This is a genomic window from Novosphingobium sp. KN65.2 (assembly GCF_001368935.1).
GTDB lineage: Bacteria > Pseudomonadota > Alphaproteobacteria > Sphingomonadales > Sphingomonadaceae > Novosphingobium > Novosphingobium mathurense.
On the sequence record NZ_CCBH010000146.1, the window covers coordinates 106,994 to 125,037 of the forward strand.

At 65.2% G+C, this 18,044-nt stretch carries 16 protein-coding genes and 1 pseudogene; 7 read left to right on the forward strand and 10 right to left on the reverse strand.

Annotation, left to right across the window (positions count from 1 at the left end; genetic code table 11):
* Positions 1-34: 34 nt before the first annotated feature.
* Together putA and SPHV1_RS10625 are read left to right on the forward strand one after the other, a co-directional pair.
* Entirely contained in the window at positions 35-3,646 is a 3,612-nt protein-coding gene (gene putA / locus SPHV1_RS10620) for a trifunctional transcriptional regulator/proline dehydrogenase/L-glutamate gamma-semialdehyde dehydrogenase (RefSeq protein WP_054946000.1), read from the forward strand.
* 334 nt (positions 3,647-3,980) lie between these two features.
* On the forward strand, positions 3,981-4,532 hold the full coding sequence (locus SPHV1_RS10625; RefSeq protein WP_054946001.1) for a dihydrofolate reductase family protein: 552 nt from the start codon (positions 3,981-3,983) through the stop codon (positions 4,530-4,532).
* Positions 4,533-4,545: 13 nt separating this feature from the next.
* Here SPHV1_RS10625 and SPHV1_RS10630 read toward each other — a convergent pair whose 3' ends face one another.
* Positions 4,546-5,772, reverse strand: a complete 1,227-nt coding sequence (locus tag SPHV1_RS10630) for an MFS transporter (RefSeq protein ID WP_054946002.1) — start codon at positions 5,770-5,772, stop codon at positions 4,546-4,548.
* Positions 5,773-5,948: 176 nt separating this feature from the next.
* Here SPHV1_RS10630 and SPHV1_RS10635 point away from each other — a divergent pair, with 176 nt between their 5' ends.
* Positions 5,949-6,716 carry a hypothetical protein gene (locus SPHV1_RS10635; protein WP_197277705.1) on the forward strand — a complete coding sequence of 256 codons (768 nt, stop codon included), beginning with the start codon at positions 5,949-5,951 and terminating at the stop codon, positions 6,714-6,716.
* A gap of 115 nt (positions 6,717-6,831) precedes the next feature.
* Here SPHV1_RS10635 and SPHV1_RS10640 read toward each other — a convergent pair whose 3' ends face one another.
* The 5 genes from SPHV1_RS10640 to cobA are packed head-to-tail and all read right to left on the reverse strand — an operon-like array spanning position 6,832 to position 10,836.
* Entirely contained in the window at positions 6,832-7,629 is a 798-nt protein-coding gene (locus SPHV1_RS10640; protein ID WP_054946004.1) for a phosphoadenylyl-sulfate reductase, read from the reverse strand.
* A 40-nt stretch (positions 7,630-7,669) separates the two neighbouring features.
* Positions 7,670-8,101 (reverse strand): DUF934 domain-containing protein, encoded by a 432-nt coding sequence (locus tag SPHV1_RS10645; RefSeq protein WP_054946005.1) that lies wholly within the window; start codon positions 8,099-8,101, stop codon positions 7,670-7,672.
* Positions 8,094-9,728: a nitrite/sulfite reductase gene (locus SPHV1_RS10650; RefSeq protein ID WP_054946006.1), complete on the reverse strand. Its 1,635-nt coding sequence runs from the start codon at positions 9,726-9,728 to the stop codon at positions 8,094-8,096. The genes SPHV1_RS10645 and SPHV1_RS10650 overlap by 8 nt, the downstream gene beginning before the upstream one ends.
* Complete coding sequence (locus SPHV1_RS10655) at positions 9,728-10,024, reverse strand: DUF2849 domain-containing protein (protein ID WP_054946007.1); 297 nt, start codon at positions 10,022-10,024, stop codon at positions 9,728-9,730. Before SPHV1_RS10655 ends, SPHV1_RS10650 begins: the two co-directional genes overlap by 1 nt.
* Entirely contained in the window at positions 10,021-10,836 is an 816-nt protein-coding gene (gene cobA / locus SPHV1_RS10660) for a uroporphyrinogen-III C-methyltransferase (RefSeq protein WP_054946008.1), read from the reverse strand. The genes SPHV1_RS10655 and cobA overlap by 4 nt, the downstream gene beginning before the upstream one ends.
* Positions 10,837-11,075: 239 nt before the next feature.
* Here cobA and SPHV1_RS10665 point away from each other — a divergent pair, with 239 nt between their 5' ends.
* Together SPHV1_RS10665 and SPHV1_RS10670 are read left to right on the forward strand one after the other, a co-directional pair.
* Positions 11,076-11,756: a helix-turn-helix domain-containing protein gene (locus SPHV1_RS10665; protein WP_054946009.1), complete on the forward strand. Its 681-nt coding sequence runs from the start codon at positions 11,076-11,078 to the stop codon at positions 11,754-11,756.
* A gap of 284 nt (positions 11,757-12,040) precedes the next feature.
* Complete coding sequence (locus tag SPHV1_RS10670; RefSeq protein ID WP_231634626.1) at positions 12,041-12,937, forward strand: GGDEF domain-containing protein; 897 nt, start codon at positions 12,041-12,043, stop codon at positions 12,935-12,937.
* Between the two features lie 18 nt (positions 12,938-12,955).
* Here the strand turns inward: SPHV1_RS10670 and SPHV1_RS10675 are convergent, their stop codons facing one another.
* From SPHV1_RS10675 to SPHV1_RS10685, 3 genes are read right to left on the reverse strand one after another with little or no spacing between them, the layout of a single operon-like run.
* Positions 12,956-14,056, reverse strand: a complete 1,101-nt coding sequence (locus SPHV1_RS10675; protein ID WP_054946010.1) for a mechanosensitive ion channel family protein — start codon at positions 14,054-14,056, stop codon at positions 12,956-12,958.
* A complete protein-coding gene (gene metC / locus SPHV1_RS10680) occupies positions 14,053-15,273 on the reverse strand; it encodes a cystathionine beta-lyase (RefSeq protein ID WP_054946011.1) in 1,221 nt (406 codons plus the stop codon). Before metC ends, SPHV1_RS10675 begins: the two co-directional genes overlap by 4 nt.
* A gap of 22 nt (positions 15,274-15,295) precedes the next feature.
* The gene (locus SPHV1_RS10685) at positions 15,296-16,549 is read right to left on the reverse strand and encodes a hypothetical protein (RefSeq protein ID WP_156367332.1); all 1,254 of its coding nucleotides are present in this window, start codon (positions 16,547-16,549) and stop codon (positions 15,296-15,298) included.
* Between the two features lie 163 nt (positions 16,550-16,712).
* Here SPHV1_RS10685 and queF point away from each other — a divergent pair, with 163 nt between their 5' ends.
* A complete protein-coding gene (gene queF / locus SPHV1_RS10690; RefSeq protein WP_054946034.1) occupies positions 16,713-17,174 on the forward strand; it encodes a preQ(1) synthase in 462 nt (153 codons plus the stop codon).
* On the opposite strand, the gene SPHV1_RS10695 is transcribed toward queF, so the two are convergent.
* Complete coding sequence (locus SPHV1_RS10695) at positions 17,171-17,443, reverse strand: hypothetical protein (protein WP_054946013.1); 273 nt, start codon at positions 17,441-17,443, stop codon at positions 17,171-17,173. The genes queF and SPHV1_RS10695 overlap by 4 nt on opposite strands.
* A 325-nt stretch (positions 17,444-17,768) precedes the next feature.
* Between SPHV1_RS10695 and SPHV1_RS10700 the strand changes: the two are divergent.
* Positions 17,769-18,044: pseudogene (locus SPHV1_RS10700) on the forward strand (carbon-nitrogen hydrolase); the annotation flags it as partial.

Below are 18,044 nucleotides of genomic sequence, written 5' to 3' on the forward strand. Positions count from 1 at the left end.
AGATTGCCGAACGCGGCTGGCTTATCATGTCGGCATGACCCAAATCGCGCCCTTTTCCGACTTCGCCCCTCCCGTTCGTGGTGCTTCTGCGCTGCGCGAGAGTATCACTGCCGCCTATCGTCGTGAGGAGGCGCAGTGCCTGGCCCCGCTTCTCGATGCCGCAAGCCTGCCCGAAACGCTTCGCGCGAATATCCGCGAGACGGCCAGCCGGCTCGTGGTCGCGCTGCGCAACGGCCACAAGGGCAGCGGCGTTGAAGGGCTCGTGCAGGAATATTCGCTTTCCAGTCAGGAAGGCGTCGCGCTCATGTGCCTTGCCGAGGCCCTGCTGAGGATTCCCGATGACGACACCCGCGACGCGCTGATCCGCGACAAGATTGCCGACGGCAACTGGAGCGGCCATCTCGGCAACGGCAAGTCGCTGTTCGTCAATGCCGCGACCTGGGGGCTGGTGGTGACCGGCAAGCTTGTCGGCAGTGTTGACGACAAGGGCCTGTCCGCCGCGCTCACGCGGCTGATCGCGCGTGCCGGCGAGCCGGTCATTCGCCGCGGCGTCGATCTGGCGATGCGCATGATGGGCGAGCAGTTCGTCACCGGCGAGACTATCGAGGAAGCCGTGAAGCGCGCACGCGAGCTGGAAGCCAAGGGCTTCCGCTACAGCTACGACATGCTCGGCGAAGCTGCGACGACGGCGGCCGATGCCGCGCGCTACTATGCGGACTACGAGAACGCCATCCACGCCATCGGTCAGGCCGCGGACGGCAAGGGCGTCTATGAGGGCCCCGGCATCTCGATCAAGCTTTCCGCGCTCCACCCGCGCTACAGCCGCGCGCAGGCCGGGCGGGTGATGGATGAACTGCTGCCGCGGGTGAAGGCGCTGGCAGTCCTTTCGAAGCAGTATGACATCGGCTTCAACATCGATGCGGAGGAGGCCGACCGCCTCGAGCTGTCGCTCGACCTGCTCGAAAGCCTTGCGCTCGATCCCGATCTGGCGGGCTGGAATGGCCTTGGCTTCGTGGTCCAGGCTTATGGCAAGCGCTGCCCGGCCGTCATCGACTGGATCGTCGATCTTGCTCGCCGGGCGGAGCGGCGGATCATGGTCCGCCTCGTCAAGGGCGCCTATTGGGATGCGGAGATCAAGCGCGCCCAGGTCGACGGGCTGGAGGACTTCCCGGTCTATACCCGCAAGGTCCATACCGACGTCGCCTACGTTGCCTGCGCGCGCAAGCTGCTGGCTGCCCCCGACGCCGTGTTCCCCCAGTTCGCGACCCACAATGCCCAGTCGCTGGCGACGATCTACCACCTCGCCGGGCCGGATTTCACGGTTGGGCAGTACGAATTCCAGTGCCTGCACGGCATGGGCGAACCGCTCTACAAGCAGGTCGTCGGCAAGGAGAACCTCGACCGGCCATGTCGCGTCTATGCGCCGGTCGGCACTCATGAGACGCTGCTGGCCTACCTGGTGCGGCGCCTGCTTGAGAACGGGGCGAATTCATCCTTCGTGAACCGCATTGCCGATCCGTCGGTGCCCGTCTCCGAACTGGCTGCCGACCCGGTCGACCTCGTGCGCGCGATGCCCGAGCCGGGTGCACGGCACGATCTGATCGCCCTGCCGCGCGATCTCTATCCCGACCGCCGCAATTCGGACGGTATCGACCTGTCCAGCGAAACCGCGCTGGCGGCCCTGACCGAACAATTGCGCACGTCCGCCAGCGTCGATTGGTATGCCATGCCGGCCTACGGTCAGGGCGAGGAGCGACCGGTCCTCAACCCGGCCGATCATCGAGACGTCGTGGGCCGCGTCTTCGAAGTCGAGCCGGAAGCGGCGGGCATGGCGGTTTCGCGCGCAGCGCTCAGCCGCTGGCAGCATGTGCCGGTGACCGAGCGTTCGGCGATGCTGGATGCCGCTGCCGATGTCCTGCAGGACCGGATCGGCGTGCTCATGGGTCTTGTCATGCGCGAGGCTGGCAAGTCGGCCGCGAACGCCATTGCCGAAGTGCGCGAGGCGATCGACTTCCTGCGCTACTATGCCAGGCAGGCCCGCGATACGCTGGGCGAGGGGCAGACGCCGCTTGGCCCGGTGGTCTGCATCAGCCCCTGGAACTTTCCCCTGGCGATCTTCATCGGGCAGGTCACTGCCGCGCTCGTCTCGGGCAATCCGGTGCTGGCCAAGCCTGCCGAAGAAACCCCGCTGATCGCCGCCGAAGCCGTGCGTATACTGCACGAAGCGGGTGTCCCCAAGGACGCGCTCCAACTCGTTCCCGGTGACGGCAAGGTCGGTGCGGCGCTGGTGGCCGCGCCGAAGGTCGCAGCGGTGATGTTTACCGGCTCCACAGAAGTGGCGCGTCTGATCCAGCGGCAGCTTTCATCGCGCCTGTCGCCTGCCGGCAAGCCGATCCCGCTGATCGCAGAGACCGGCGGCCAGAACGCGATGATCGTCGACTCGTCCGCGCTGGCCGAACAGGTCGTTGGCGACGTCATCGCTTCGGCTTTCGACAGTGCCGGTCAGCGCTGCTCGGCGCTGCGCGTGCTGTGCCTGCAGGAAGACATCGCCGACCGCACCCTGACCATGCTCAAGGGGGCACTGGCCGAACTGCGCGTGGGCAACACGCAGCAACTGGCCGTGGACATCGGTCCGGTCATCACGGCGGAGGCCCAAGCCAAAATCAATGCGCACATCGAAGCGATGCGGGCCCGGGGGCACAAGGTCGAGCAGGTCGCGATTCCCGCTGACAATACCGCTCACGGCACTTTCGTCGCCCCAACGATCATCGAGATCGACAGCATGGCGGACCTTGGCCGCGAGGTCTTCGGGCCGGTCCTTCACGTGCTGCGTTTCCGCAGGGCGGACCTCGGCAAGCTGGTCGATGCGATCAACGCCACCGGCTATGGCCTGACTTTCGGCCTGCACACGCGCCTCGACGGTACGGTTGCGCAAGTCACTGCGCATGCGAAGGCGGGCAACCTCTACGTCAATCGCAACATCATCGGCGCGATCGTCGGCGTGCAGCCATTCGGTGGGCGCGGCCTTTCGGGGACCGGCCCCAAGGCGGGCGGCCCGCTATACCAGGGACGGTTGGTGGCGAGCCCGCCGCCGGTACTTGCGCCCTTCGGGAAGCCCTTCGCGCCGCTTGCGGCCTTTGCCGATTGGCTTGAGGGGCAGGGCGAGGCAGCGGCTGCCGCTCGTGCTCGCGCGATGGGCGCGGCCAGCGCGCTCGGCACCGAGATTGCGCTGCCGGGCCCGGTCGGCGAACGCAACCTCTACGCGCTGCACCCGCGCGGCCGGATCCTGCTGTTCCCGAAGACGCGCGACGGACTGTTCGCGCAGATCGCCGCAGCTCTGGCAACGGGCAATCGCGCCGCAGTGGACGGCATGGCGCTTCCTGCCGACCTGCCCCCGCAAGTGGCGTCTTTCCTGGGCGGCGAATCGGGCGAATCGTTCGGTGCGGCGCTCGTCGAAGGCGGCGGCGAGGACGTTCGCAAGGCGTGCGAAGCTGTTGCGAAACTTCCCGGAGCCATCGTGACAGTTCATGCCTCGCTGCCGGGCAAGGATCTGGAGTGGCCGCTCGATTTCCTGCTGGAGGAGGTCTCCACTTCGATCAACACGACTGCGGCAGGCGGCAATGCAAGCCTCATGATGATTGGATAAGTAGCTGTTTTTTAATACTATTACTGCGATTCTTCCGATCGCCGCCTGTCCGAAGCGACAGTTGGCGATCGGGTGTGCCTTGCGTCATTCAGACGGCGGCTAATCCTTATTGCGGCGCAATTTCCATGCAATGGTTTGCATGGTGCCAATGGGGCAGACACCCTCGCATAAAGACGTAGCCCGGTCGGATAGGAGCATGATATGTTATGCCCCTTCTGGTCGTTTTGCCGCAGGGCCGCCCGACTTGCCTATGGGAACTCTCAAGGGGGTGGGCGGATTGATACCGGTACTGTGCCATTGCATGCGGCGTGGCACAAAGTCGGGAGTGAGTGGAATGGGCAGGATGATCATCGATGCCGCCACCAGCATGGATGGCTTCTGTGCGGATGCTCGCGGCGAAAGTGTCATTCCCATCGAGACCCTGAACCGCGCGGACTTGCGCCAGCCGCTGGTTTCCGCCTGCGGAGCGGTCGTGATGAGCCGCCGCAGCTTCGATACGGTAGCGAACCCGGACTGGTTTGCCGACAATTATGAGCTGCAGGTCCCGATCTTCGTCGTTTCGGACGATCCGCCGCCCGCACGCTATCCCAAGGAAAACGACCGGCTGAGGTTTCATTTCCTCGAGACATTCACCGAAGCGTTCGAGCGGGCAGAGCAGGCGGCCGGTGAAAAGGCCGTCCTTGCCATCGGCGAGGCGAGCACCGTGCAGGCGGCCTTGCTGTCAGGCATGGCCGACGAGATGTGGCTGCGCGTGATCGCCAAGGAAACCGGTGGCGGCACGCCTCTGTTCGGCCCCGGCAAGCCGGGCAAGGAATTCTTCGTCAGCGCCGTGGAAACGACGCCGGGTGCCGTTCACATGAAACTGGAACGCCGGGTCGAGCACTAGGCTTGCGCAAGCATCAGGCGAGGGCGGGCTGCAGGTCCGCCTGTTTGCGGTGCTGAGTGATCGTCACGAGGAAAATCCCGAGACCTGCCAGTGAGAGCGCCGCGCCGATCCACCCGGTCGACGTGAGGCCATAGCCCGCCGTGATCGCCAGCCCGCCCAGCCAGGGGCCAAGGGCGTTGGCGATGTTGAAAGCGCTGTGGTGCGCCGCTGCAGCCAGCGCCTGTGCGTCGCCGGCAACGTCCATCAGCCGGGTCTGGAGGATCGTGCCGAGGCCGCCGCCGAAGCCGATCAGAAGGATGACGGCGGTCAGGCTCCAGATATTGCCTGCCGCCAGCGGGAACAGCGCAAGGGCGGCTGCACTCCACAGCAGGGCGCCGATGGCCGCGCGGTTCTGGGCGCGGTCGGCTGCCCAGGCCCAGAACAGGTTGCCCGCCGTCATGCCGACGCCGAACACGGCTAGGATCACCGGGACCATGCTTTCCGAAACGCGGGTGACCTCGATCAGGGTCGAGGCGACATAGGTATAGACGGCGAAGAGGCCGCCGAAGCCGATGGCACCGGTCAGCAGCGTCAGCAGCACTTGCGGTCGGCGCAGCGCGCCCAACTCGCGCATCGGGCTCGCCCCCTGTGCGGCAGACTGGTGTGGCGCGAACAGCGCGACGAGGGCCATGGTCAGCAGCGCGAGACCCGAAACGACGGCAAAGCCGCTGCGCCATCCCAGGGCCTGCCCCAGCCAGTTCGCCAGCGGTACGCCGATGATCGTCGCGACGGTGAGGCCCGACATAACCAGCGCAACCGACTGCGCCCGCCTGTTCGACGGCACCATCGAGGCCGCTACAAGGGCGGCGACACCGAAGTAGGCGCCATGCGGTAGGCCGCTCAGGAACCGGAAGAGCAGCAGCAGGTCATAGCTCGGGGCCATGGCGGACAGGCCATTGCCCAGCGCGAACATGGCCATGAGCCCGATCAGGAGGGCCCGGCGCGGTAACCTTGCGGCCAGCACCGCGATGACCGGAGCGCCGACTACCACGCCCAGCGCATAGGCGCTGATCGCATGGCCGGCCTGCGGCTCGGTAATGCCCAGGTCGCGGGTCAGATAGGGAACCAGACTCATCGCCGCGAATTCGGTCGTCCCGATCGCGAAAGCCCCCATTGCCAGGGCCAGAATGACTAGGAACGGGTGAACGGCGCGATCCGGGGTTCCGCCCGAATCGCCTATGCTGCATTGCGGTATGGCCATGAATGCGACTTAGTGCTGCCAGGCACCAACGATAAGGGCCGCGGACTTGCGTTTATGTCATGCACCCGTTCTTCACGTGCAACCGCATGAGGCTGCCGAAATTGACCTGAACGACTGAGGCAAGTGCTGGTTGGCGGCATCTTGGAAAGACCTGCAATTCAATCTGGCGAGGCATGATGGGACATACCGCGACAAAGGTGCCGGCGATCACTCTCGGGTTCTGGATGATAAAGATACTGGCGACGACCCTTGGCGAAACCGGCGGCGATACGCTCTCGATGACCTACGACCTTGGATATCTCGTCAGCAGTTTCATATTTTTCGTGCCGCTCGCCGTGCTTGTGCTGGCGCAAGTGCGCGCGACGCGCTTTCGGCCATGGCTCTATTGGGCGACGATCGTGGCTTCAACGACAGCAGGTACGACGATGGCCGACCTCGCCACCCGGTCGCTGGGAATTGGCTATCCGGGCGGAACCCTCCTGCTCGGCGCGCTGGTGGCTGGCTCATTGCTTGTCTGGAAGGTCGTCAATGGCACGGTCTCGGTCGAGACCGTGGTTTCGGCACGTACGGAGGTTTTCTACTGGCTGACGATCACCTTTTCGCAGACACTCGGGACGGCGCTGGGTGACTGGGCGGCGGATGACGGCGGTTTCGGCTATCTCGGCGGAGCGGCCTTGTTCGGGGGGCTGTTGCTCGCCGTGGTTGCGCTCTGGGCATTTACCCGGAGCAGCCGCGTTGCCCTGTTCTGGGTTGCCTTCGTCCTGACCCGTCCGCTGGGCGCGACGGTTGGCGACTTCCTCGACAAGCCTTTGGCGAAAGGCGGGCTCGATTTCAGTCGACCGCTCGCAACCGGCGTGCTGGTGGTCGGGATCGTGGTGCTGATCGCTGTCCTGCCGCAACGGGCAGGGCGACACCCGGGTAGCGTCGCGCCTGCCACAAGCTGAATTCGAAGAGACTCTTCCGGGCTCGGCTTATCTGGCTCTTGCGCAAGCCTGGCGCGATTCCCTGCCGTGGCGGTAATCGCGCCAGGGGGCAGCGCAGTCCGGTATTCGGGGAGCCTTAGAGGCCCGGGTCGAATTCCGGGGCGACCTTTTCGGTGTGATCGGGGGTGTGATGCGCGACATGGATGCCGCACTCGGTCTTGTCCCAACCGCGCCAGCGGCCCGAACGCGGGTCTTCGCCCGGCGCCACCTTGCTGGTGCAGGGCATGCAGCCGATCGAGGGATAGCCTACAGCCACCAGCGGATGCGGCGGCAGATCGTGTTCCTCGATATAGGCGGCGATCCGTTCGGGCGACCAGTCGATCAGCGGATTGATCTTCAGGCGTCCCTGTTCGTCGGTCGTGTCGATCTCGAAACGCGGCAGCGTCGCGCGGGTCGATGCCTGGAAAGCCTTGCGCCCGGTGATCGAGGCATCGAGGCCGAGCAGGGCCTTGGCCAGCGGCTTGACCTTGCGGATATCGCAGCAGCCGTCCGGATCGTAGGACCAGCGCAGGCCGGACTCGTCCTTCTTGGCCAGTTCCTCCGCATCCGGGGTCAGGTTGCGCAGGTCCTTGAGGCCGAGGCGTTCGATCAGCAGGTCGCGGTAGGCCAGCGTCTCGGGAAAGTGCTTGCCGGTCTCCAGGAAGAGCACCGGCACGCTGGGATCGACCTGCGAGACGAGGTGGAGCAGCACCGCGGATTCCGCGCCGAAGCTGGACACGATCCCGACATCGCCCGCCATGCCTTCCTTCAGCACCGTCTCGAGCATTTCGATCGTATCGGTGCCGCGGAAGAGGCGGTTGAGACGCACGGCATCGGCCTCGGCAAAGCGGGGGCCGGTGTCAATGCGGTCGCGGATGCGTGTCGCTTCGGTCATAACGGAAATCCTTGGTGAAGCTCCAGGTCTGGCCTCGGCCTCAGGCCGGGTGCCGCAGCGCCCAGATCGGCTGGCGGCCGTCGGCCGTTGCCTGGTAGACGTTGTCCCAACGGTCGAATGCATTCCGCGCATCGGTCGGGTTGAGCGGCTTGTCGGGCGCGAAAGCGTCGAAGCCGCAGCGCTTGAGGTGGCTGAGCATGTCGATCACGACATCGCCCACGGCGCGGATTTCTCCGGTGAAGCCCGCTTCGCGCAGGATCCGGGCCGAGGAGTAGCCGCGGCCGTCGGTCCATGCCGGGAAGTTCACTTCGACCAGCGCGATGCGGTCTAGGTGGGGCAGCAGGTCGCGGGCGTCGTCGCCCGGTTCGATGCGCACGGCAGAGGCATTGCTCTGCTCGGTGAAGGCGTCGACCGTGACGGCGGGATCGTTGACCGCTTCATCGTCACGGAAGCGGAACTGGACATCAACCATAGATAGCCTCCTTGAACGGATCCATGCCGATCCGGCGATAGGTGTCGAGGAAGCGTTCACCGTCCTCACGGTTGGAGAGATAGACTTGCGTGGCCTTCTCGACGGCATCGACGATGCCGTCCTCGTCGAAGCCCGGACCGGTGATCTTGCCCAGCGACGTGTCGGCGCCTTCCGAGCCACCGAGCAGGAGCTGGTAGTTCTCCACGCCCTTGCGGTCGACGCCGAGGATGCCGATGTGGCCCGCGTGGTGGTGGCCGCAGGCGTTGATGCAGCCGGAGATCTTCAGCTTGAGCTCGCCGATCTCGGCCTGCTTTTCGGCGCTGCCGAAGCGTTCCGAAATCTTCTGCGCCACCGGGATCGAGCGGGCATTGGCAAGGCTGCAGTAGTCGAGGCCGGGGCAGGCGATGATGTCGCCCACCGTGTCGAGGTTGGCGGTCGACAGACCGGCCTCGTCGAGCTTCTGCCACAGCGTGTAGAGGTCAGCCTTCTTCACGTGCGGGAAGACGATGTTCTGGGCGTGAGTGACGCGCAGTTCGTCGAAGCTGTAGTCCTTGGCAAGCTGGGCCATCAGGCGGATCTGGTCGGCCGAGGCGTCGCCCGGAATGCCGCCCACCGGTTTCAGCGAGACGGTGGCGATGATGTACCCGGCCTGCTTGTGCTCCTGGCAGTTGCGCTCCACCCAAAGGCGGAAGTCGGGATCGGTCAGGTCGAGATCGTCGGACAGACCGGTCTCGAAGGCCGGATCGACGAAGTACTGCTTGATGCGCTCAAGCTCGGCCAGCGGCGGCTCGATGCCCTGCGACATCAGGTGCGCGAACTCTTCCTCGACCTGGCGTGTATATTCTTCCTTGCCCAGTTCATGGACGAGGATCTTGATGCGCGCCTTGTACTTGTTGTCGCGGCGACCGTAGCGGTTGTACACGCGCAGGCACGCTTCAGAGTAGGTGATCAGCTGGTCGAGCGGCACGAATTCGCGGATGACGGGCGCGATCATCGGGGTGCGGCCCATGCCCCCGCCGACGTAGAAGCGCGCGCCGATTTCGCCGGCGTCGTTCCTGACCATCCTGATGCCGATGTCGTGCAGCTTCATCGCCGCGCGGTCGGTCTCGCTGGCGATGACGGCGATCTTGAACTTGCGCGGAAGCGTCAGGAATTCCGGGTGGAAGCTGGACCACTGTCGCAGCAGCTCGGCATAGGGGCGCGGGTCGATCAGTTCGTCCGCGGCCGCCCCGGCGTACTGGTCCGAACTGATGTTGCGGATGCAGTTGCCGCTGGTCTGGATCGCATGCATCTCGACCGAAGCGAGGTCGGCGAGGATGTCGGGCGTGTCCTCCAGCTTGATCCAGTTGTACTGGATGTTCTGGCGGGTGGTGAAGTGGCCGTAGCCGCGGTCGTACTTGTCCGCGATGTCGCCCAGCATCGTCATCTGCGTCGAGTTCAGGGTGCCGTAGGGCACCGCGACGCGTAGCATGTAGGCGTGGAGCTGGAGGTACAGGCCGTTCTGCAGGCGCAGCGGGCGGAACTGGTCCTCGGTCAGGTCGCCGGCGAGGCGGCGCTTCACCTGGTCGCGGAATTCCGCGACGCGCGTATCGACCATCTGCTGGTCGTATTGGTCGTACTTGTACATCAGATCACCCAGTTCACGGCTTCGGGTTCGGACGGCTTGAGCGTCAGGTCGGGGCGCACGGTGGGGCCCAGCGCGCGGATGCGGTCCTTGATATGGGCGGGACGAACGCCGTCGGCGTCCTTCTGGCCGTCGATGATATAGGCGGCGAAGACGTTCTGCGCGCCTTCCTCGCGGGCGATGATCGCCGCGCCATGCTCGCCGACATCGGCAGATTCGTTGACGTCCAGCGACCAGCCCACGCCGGTCCACCAGATGACCGCTCCGGTCTTCAGGTCGTTGCCCGTAAGAATTTTCACTGCCCTATCTCCATGTTCTGGGCCTCTAGCGCCAGGGCGCGAATGGAATTGTCGGTATCGCCGGATTCGGCGCGTGCGACGTCGCCGATAACGATGAGGGCGGGACTTTGCACCCTCTCATCGCGAACAAGATCGGCAAGACCGGCGAGCGAAGCGCGCAGCACGCGCATTTCCTTGCGCGTGGCGTTCTCGATGACGGCGATCGGAACCTCCGGCGTCAGGCCGTCGGCAATCAGCTTGTCCGAGATCTGCGCGGCCGTGGCCAGGCCCATGAAGATCACCAGCGTACGGCCCTTGCCGGCAAGGCCCGACCAGTCCTGGTCGGTAAGCCCCTTGCACTGACCGGCGACGAACGAGACGATCGAGGCGTGGTCGCGGTGGGTCAGCGGGATCTGCGCCGCCGCCGATGCGCCGAGCGCCGAGGAAATGCCGGGGACGACCTCGACCGGGACACCGGCCGCACGGCAGGCTTCGGCTTCTTCGCCGCCGCGCCCGAAGACGAAGGGGTCGCCGCCCTTGAGGCGCACGACGTCGTTGCCGGCAAGCGCCTCCTTCACCAGCAGGTCGCAGATCGCTTCCTGCTTCATGGTGTGGCGCGAGCGGCTCTTGGCGACGGAGACGAGGCGCGCGGACGAACGGGCCATGGCGAGGATCGCCGGATCGACGAGGCCGTCGTGCACGACGAGGCCGGCCGACATGAGCAGCCGTGCGGCGCGCAGCGTCAGCAGGTCCGGATCGCCCGGGCCTGCGCCGACGAGATAGACGGTGCCGATGCGGCCTTCCTGTCCGGTAGTGGCGGGATTCGCTTGCATGGTGCGCCATGTGGCCGGGTTGGCCCGCCATTGCCAGCCATATTGGCTTTCGAGGGGATAAGGGGAGCTTTAGGCCGTGAATGCGACGAGCCGTTCAGGCTGCAAGCGCGCGCAATTCCGCCGGTTTCGCACGCTTTGCCGATGTGCCGGAGCGTCTCCTGCCGGACTGCGGAGGCCGCCCTAACCAAATCTTAACCGTAAGGGATGACGATTTGGGGATCTTTCAGGAGGTTACGTGCATGGCCATTGCCGCCCAATTCGATGAAGTACCGGTCGATGCGGCCCGACCGCGCGCGCACAGGCGCAAGCTGCGGTTGGAAGCGCAAGGGGCGCTGGAGTCCGGTGTCGAGACCTCTGTCGTCATCCACAACCTCTCCGAATCGGGCATGCTCATGGAGAGCAGGACCGAGTTGGAGATCGGCGAGGCCATCGACCTCGATTTCCCCGAAGCTGGCCAGGTCCACGCAACGGTGGAGTGGGCCAGCGGCGCGCTCTACGGCTGCAGCTTCGACAAGCCGCTTTCCGCTTTCGCGCTGAGCGCGGCCCAGTTGCGCGGCGCGGTCGAGCCGGGCGCCGAGGCAGACGGCGCGGCCAAGGTTCAAGGCGTTGCCGCGATCGGCGGCGAAACGCTGGGCGAACGCCTGCATCGCCTGCGCAAGCTGCGCGGCATGACCCAGGGCGAACTCGCCGAAAAGCTGGGCGTCAGCAAACCGACCGTATGGGCCTGGGAACAGGACCGTGCGCGCCCGATCGAGGATCGCATCGAGCCGATCGCCCAGGCTTTGGGCGTAACTGCGTCGGATCTCAAGCCGACTCGCACGATCGTCGGCCTGCCAGAACTGATCGCCCGTTGCCGCAGCCAGATTGCCGAGGCGGTCGAGACGACTCCGGAAAAGATCAAGATCATGATCGAGCTGTGACGCGCCATCTTTCCCAAGATTCAGAGGCTTGGATGGGCGGGGCCCGGTAAGTCTTGTGCATAAAAGATGGTTAACCGGTCCAGCCCCGGAGAATCCCGCTTTTCCGTTCCGTTTTTCGATGTTAAATAACTGAATATTAAGGAAATATTTAGTTTCGTTAGGCAACAGGGCTAACGCGACGGATGTTTCTGTCAGTTGTCGGACGGAAGTGTGCAGCGGGGCAATGCCCCCAAGTGCTTTCCGGTCCAGTAAGAAGCGAGAGTCCGGGGCTTATGACGATGGGCATGAATTTCACGGTACAGGAGACTTCGGCACTTTACGGGCTGCTGGCCGACAGCAGTTCCGACGTGATCCTGAAGACGGACCGTGAAGGCTTCATCGTCCATGCCTCGCCAGCGTTTGAGCGGCTTGGCTTCCGCATTCCCGGCTCGCTGATCTCGCCCAACCTGCTCGACATCGTCGAAAGCTCGCACCGCGACATCGTCAGCCGCGCGCTGAGCGATGCACTCGACGGGCGCGAGCCGGGGAAGTGGGTCGAATTCCCGGCTGTCACTGCAGACGAACGCCAGCACTGGTTCGAGATCCAGGCCCGCGCTTTGCGTGACGAAGGGGGTGAGATCTATGGTGCGCTCAGCATCATGCGCAGCATTGACGAGCGTCGCCAGCTCAAGGACCAGCTGTTCGCCGCAACCTATACCGATCCACTAACCGGCCTTACCAACCGCGCCGCCTTCATTTCGATGCTCGAGCACATGATCGAATCGAACATGGACGGGTGCCTGGCGCTGTTCAGCATCGACTTCTTCCGCACCATCAACATGAAGTACGGCCAGTCGACCGGGGACGAGGTCCTGCAGGTCTTCGCCGAACTGCTTCGCGAGATGCTGCGGGCCGAGGATATCATTTCGCGGATCGGTTCGGAGCGCTTCGCCGTGCTCCTCCCGCGCACTTCGACCGAGCAGGCGCAGGCAATCTGCCACCGCGTGGTGACGACGCTGGCCGAACTGCGCCAGAAGGTGGGCGAAAGCCGCTTTGCCATCACCGCCAGTGCCAGTATCGCCCATATCGGCGACAATCTCGACCGGACCATCGAGCGGGCCGAGCTTGCGCTGTTCTGCGCCAAGGCGAAGGGGCGCAACCGCCTCGAACTGGAAAAGGAACGGCCGGTCGCCACGCACTGACCGTCCCGGACGGACGGATCAGGCTTCCGGACCGGTTTCCGCTTTCTTCCCATTGCTTGCCTTGCTCTCGCGCATGGCCTCGATCAGGTCGCGCAAGGCTTCGTTCTGGCGCAAGTTGATGTCGCGCTGCGGGAACGGGATCTCGATGCCGTGCTCGTGGAACAGGTGCCACAGGTTCTTGAGAACCGCCGAGCGCACGTTTCCGGTGCCTTCCTCGGGATCGGTGATCCAGCAGTGGATGATGAAATTGACCGTGCTGTCGCCGTAGGATTCCAGCCATGCGGTGGGCGGCGGTGCCGCCAGGATGCGCTTCACGCCGCGCGCCGCTTCCAGCATCAGTTCCTCGGCCTTCACGATATCGGCATTGTAAGAAATGCCGACCGGCACCTGGATGCGCACGTTCTTGGACGAGTAGGACCAGTTCTCCACCTGATTGATCATCAGGTTCTCGTTGGGGATCAGGTATTCCTTCTGGTCGCGCGTCGTGAGCGAGACGGCGCGGATGCCGATGCGGCGGATCTGGCCGAAGGTGGAATTGCCCGCCTGATCGGTAATGGCGATGACGTCGCCCGGTTTGATCGACTTGTCCATCAGCAGGATGATCCCGGCGATCAGGTTGCCGAAGGTCTTCTGGAGGCCGAAACCGATGGCCAGGCCGAAGGCGCCCGAGAAAACCGCGAAGGCGGTCAGGTCGATGCCTAGGACATCGATGCCCACGAGGATGGCAATGCCCCAGATGACGAGGCTGACCATCTTCTCGGCGAGGAGATGCTGGGTCGTGTCGAGCCGGCTCATGCGGCCGATGACCCTGGCGGCGAACTTGCTGGCAGCCCAGGCGATCGTGATCACGAGGGCTAGGACCAGCATGACGACGATCAGGTCCCACACCGAAATGCGCGTGCCGCCAACCTGGACCGCGAGACTGTCCAGCGAGTTGATGATGTCGCCGATGGTGCCGCTTTTCGAAGCGACGGCGTTCTTGAGCCCTTCGGCACCGGCGATCGCCTGATCGTCCATCGGGGTGGGCGAGGGTGCGGGGACCAGTACGCCGGGATCGGCCGCGCCGGTCGAGTCGGCCAGAGGCGAGCCGGTCGCCGCGGGATCGAGCGGAGCGCTCACGATCCCTGCATCCGAGCGAGCGCCTGTTCGATGTCGGCGATGAGGTCGTCCGGGTCTTCCAGCCCGATCGACAGGCGCACGCCGTGGCAGTCCTGCGGATCGCCGCCGCGCGGCGGCCAGGCCATGCAGGTGCGATAGTGCGCGGGCTCTATGGGAAGGGCGAGGCTTTCGTAGCCGCCCCAGGAATAGCCGATCCCGAACAGCTCCAGTGCATCGATGAAGCGGTTGCGGCTTGCCCCGTCGCCGCCCCTGAAAGTGAAGCTGAACAGGCCGCAGCCGCCGGTGAAGTCGCGCTTCCAGAATTCGTGGCCGGTCGATCCGGGCAGCATCGGGCACAGGACCTGCGCGATCTCGGGGCGCTTTGAAAGCCACTCGGCAATGGCGAGGGCAGAGGCGGTTTCCTGCCTGAGCCGCAAGTTGAGCGTGCGCAGGCCGCGCAGGGCCAGCGATGCGTCGTCGGGCGAGACGACGGTGCCCAGTTGCTGCGCGCGCTGGCGCAGTTTCGCGTAAAGCTCGGGCCCGGCGCTGGCGCTGCCCATCATCAGGTCGGAGTGGCCGCCGACATGCTTGGTGAGGGCCATGAGGGTGACGTCCACGCCCTTTTCGAGCGCGGCAAAGCCCAGCGGACTGGCCCATGTGTTGTCGAGTACGGACACCGCGCCCTTTTCGCGGGCGATGCGGGCGAGGGCGGGCACGTCGCACACTTCCATCGAGAGGCTGCCCGGCGCCTCGAGAAGGACCGCGCGCGTCTTCTCGCAGAACAGGGCCTCGTAGGCGGGCAGGTCGAGCGGGTCGAAGAAGCGGGTCTCGACGCCGAGATCATGGAGCAGGCCCTTGCCCATGGCCCGGCTCGGGTCATAGGCGTTGTCCGTCATCAGCAGGACGTCTCCGGGGCGCAGCAGGGTCAGCAGCACGCCGGCTATGGCCGCCACGCCCGATGGGTAAAGCACCGTTCCGGCGGCACCGGGCTCGATCTCGGTCAGCGCATCGCACAGGGCCCACTGCGTGGGTGCGCCGCGCCTGCCGTAGAAGAAGCGGCCGTCCTCGTTGCGGCGCGGCCCTTCCGCCAGGTCCTTCGTGCTGTCGTACAAGTGCGTACTGGCCCGCCAGACCGGCGGATTGACCACCGCCCCGGTCCATTCCCTACGTCGGCCGGCTCCGACCAGCCTGGTGGCATGTGCCTTGTTTTTCAGCCCCGTTGTATCGCTCAAGATCATCTCCGCTGTCGCGCGGAGAAGCCTAGCCCGCTGCGCGTTGGGGGTCGAGAGGCAAGGTCTCCGTTTGCAAGGGTATTTGCCGCGCGGCCTCGATTTCGCGGGCGGCAAGCGGCTCGAAGGTGCGCGGGCCGGTGTCAGTGCGCAAGGGTGACAGGCCGGCGCCGCCGCCCGGAATTCCGAGCGTGAAGACGCGGCGCAGCGCCAGTCCATCTGGCCCTGTCAGGCACAGGCGCACAAGCGGAACGAACAGCGTCGCGTCGCCCTGGCGCATGGCACGGATCTCGGAAAGCGGGAGCTGGATCTCGCCCTTGAGCTGCACGGGCTCGCCGGCCGCAAGGGCCTGGAGGTCATGACGCCGGGCCATGTCCTGCACTTGCGGTCCCAGCTGCTGCTCCTGTGACAACGAAGCGTGGGCGGAAATCATGTCGCCCGATACCGTGATCGGCCCGCGAGCCTCTTCGGCACTGAGCGTCAGGCGGTACTGCAGCGTGGCGTAAAACAGCGAGAGCCGCATCGCGACCGGTTCGAGATCGACGGAAATCAGCGCAGGGCTGGCCTTGACGGTGGCAGGGGCCGGTTTGGGCGGTGCGACCGGTTTGGGCGGAGCCGGCGTGAAGGCAGGTTCGGGCAGCGGGCGCCTCGACGCGGAATCGAGCGGGCGCGCGGCCGGGGAGCTTTCGGCTTGCGCTTCGGCAACGGCTTCGCCGGTGTCTGCCCATTCCTCTTCCTGCGGACGGCGCCGACGCAGGAGGAACAGCGCCAGGGCAATCGCGGCGATGCCTGCGGGAAGGGTCCACCACCATGCGGGCCAGGACGGGTGCTCGGCCCCGGCAGTTTCAGGCTCGGTTGTCTGCCGCGTCGGGAGCTGCTCGGGCTGAGCAGCGGGCTCGACGGGGCCAGAGCTATCGCTTGCAGTCGGTTCCGGGGCCGGAGCTTGCGTCACAGGGCGCAGCGAAGGCGTGGTCGCCTTGGGCGGGGCAGGCTTGGCCGTCGTGCGGGCGGTGGGCTCGGCAGGTGGCGGCGGTGCCGCGGTGATCAGCGGAGCCGGCGTCGGCTTCGCCGCAGGCTTGGCCGATGGAGCGGGGCCAAGGGTGGACTCACCGGCTTCCGGCCGGAGGATGGGGTTCTGGGCGTCGACCGGCCCTTGCGGCGCAGGGGCGCTGGAGGTCGAGTCGGGTTCCGGCAGGCTCCATGAGCCGATCGCCTGGGCATGGCCTATGGCAGGCGAGCCTGCGATCAGCAGCGCCAGAGTGATGCGAGTGTGAGTCCCGTTCAAGCCCCTCATGCGCGAGCCATCACAGCAAGTCCGCTGAACCGAAAGTTAATGCGCGCGCTCTGCGCGCCGAGCCGTTCCGACCTGCCGCCAAACCGGCTGCGTTTGCTCCCGAGGATGGCACATCATGCTTGTCATCGCGGCGCGTTCGCGTCATGGCCGAGGCATGAGCGAAACACCCGCGAACCCCCTTCACCTTGGCCAGCAGAGCGCGCTTCCCGCGTCCCCGACCGAAGCGGTGCTGGACTATGTGCCCAATCCGCGCGCCGGTTCCCTGTACATGGTCCGCTTTGCCGCGCCGGAGTTCACCTCGTTGTGCCCGGTCACCGGCCAGCCCGACTTCGCGCATCTCGTGATCGATTATGCGCCGGGCGAGACCATCGTGGAATCGAAGAGCCTCAAGCTTTTCCTCGGCTCCTTCCGCAATCACAGCGGCTTTCACGAGGACGTCACGGTCGGCATTGGCCAGCGCCTGTTCGACGAGATGAAGCCACGTTGGCTGCGCATCGGCGGCTACTGGTATCCGCGTGGGGGCATCCCCATCGATGTGTTCTGGCAGTCGGGCCTGGTTCCCGAAGGGCTCTGGGTCCCGGATCAGGGCGTGCAGAGCTACCGCGGACGCGGTTAAAGGCCTGCAGAAGCGAAATTCACGCCGTTGACGCGGCGCAGGTCGACCGTGCCGGAGCCCAGCATCGAAAGCTGCCGGCTCGACAGGCATTGCGCATAAACCGTGGGGAACTCGGCACGCATGGCGGCATCGCTGCCCAGCGCATCGTCGAGCTTTGCCGTGCATTGGGCGCGGGTCTGATAGGTTTCCACCGGCATGCGGAGGCGTTCGCAGGCGCTCCCGTCGTCACTGCAGCCGAACAGGGCCAGGGCGATCAGTGTAGCACTCATGCATATGTCTCCTTTCACCAAGAACAACGGAGCGGATGCGTAAAAGTATCCCGGTCGGCCCAAGAAAAATTGTCGTCCCCGAAAAAGCATTGTCGTTCAGGACGTTGGTTCCGGGGGTGCATTGCAACTTGCAGCACGCATCCTGGTTGTAGGCGGAAACTGCGGTTCGCGATGTGCGCAACACCCCATGGTTGCGCGTGAGAAATGCCACAGTCCGCAACTGCATTGTGCGGCCACAACTTCGATGGCCCGGACCGCGGATTTTTTCCTTTCCATGCAATAGGCACTGGAACCCGGCGCGCGGCTGCGCGTAAGAAGGCGGCACATGGATCACACCAAAGCCAAACTCATCATTCGCCCTGCGACGGTTGCCGATGCCCCGGCCATCGCGCGGTTGTCCATCAAGGTCTATGGCAAGGCCGATTCCTTCACCCGCGCGGAAATCCGCGGCCAGCTCATCAACTTTCCCGAAGGCCAGTTCGTCGCTGAGTACGAGGGCAAGATCGTCGGCCACTGCGCGACGATGATCGTCAGCGCGGAACTCGCATTCAAGCCACATACCTGGGAAGAGATCAGCAATGGCGGCTATGGCCGCCCCCCC

Coding starts and splice junctions, on each gene's coding strand:
- metC (WP_054946011.1), bottom strand. CDS start 15,273: ATGATCTTGAGCGATACAACGGGGCTGAAAAACAAGGCACATGCCACC.
- SPHV1_RS10695 (WP_054946013.1), bottom strand. CDS start 17,443: ATGAGTGCTACACTGATCGCCCTGGCCCTGTTCGGCTGCAGTGACGAC.
- cobA (WP_054946008.1), bottom strand. CDS start 10,836: ATGCAAGCGAATCCCGCCACTACCGGACAGGAAGGCCGCATCGGCACC.
- SPHV1_RS10635 (WP_197277705.1), top strand. CDS start 5,949: ATGGGACATACCGCGACAAAGGTGCCGGCGATCACTCTCGGGTTCTGG.
- SPHV1_RS10625 (WP_054946001.1), top strand. CDS start 3,981: ATGGGCAGGATGATCATCGATGCCGCCACCAGCATGGATGGCTTCTGT.
- SPHV1_RS10670 (WP_231634626.1), top strand. CDS start 12,041: ATGAATTTCACGGTACAGGAGACTTCGGCACTTTACGGGCTGCTGGCC.
- SPHV1_RS10645 (WP_054946005.1), bottom strand. CDS start 8,101: ATGGTTGATGTCCAGTTCCGCTTCCGTGACGATGAAGCGGTCAACGAT.
- SPHV1_RS10640 (WP_054946004.1), bottom strand. CDS start 7,629: ATGACCGAAGCGACACGCATCCGCGACCGCATTGACACCGGCCCCCGC.
- putA (WP_054946000.1), top strand. CDS start 35: ATGACCCAAATCGCGCCCTTTTCCGACTTCGCCCCTCCCGTTCGTGGT.
- SPHV1_RS10665 (WP_054946009.1), top strand. CDS start 11,076: ATGGCCATTGCCGCCCAATTCGATGAAGTACCGGTCGATGCGGCCCGA.
- SPHV1_RS10630 (WP_054946002.1), bottom strand. CDS start 5,772: ATGGCCATACCGCAATGCAGCATAGGCGATTCGGGCGGAACCCCGGAT.
- SPHV1_RS10650 (WP_054946006.1), bottom strand. CDS start 9,728: ATGTACAAGTACGACCAATACGACCAGCAGATGGTCGATACGCGCGTC.
- queF (WP_054946034.1), top strand. CDS start 16,713: ATGAGCGAAACACCCGCGAACCCCCTTCACCTTGGCCAGCAGAGCGCG.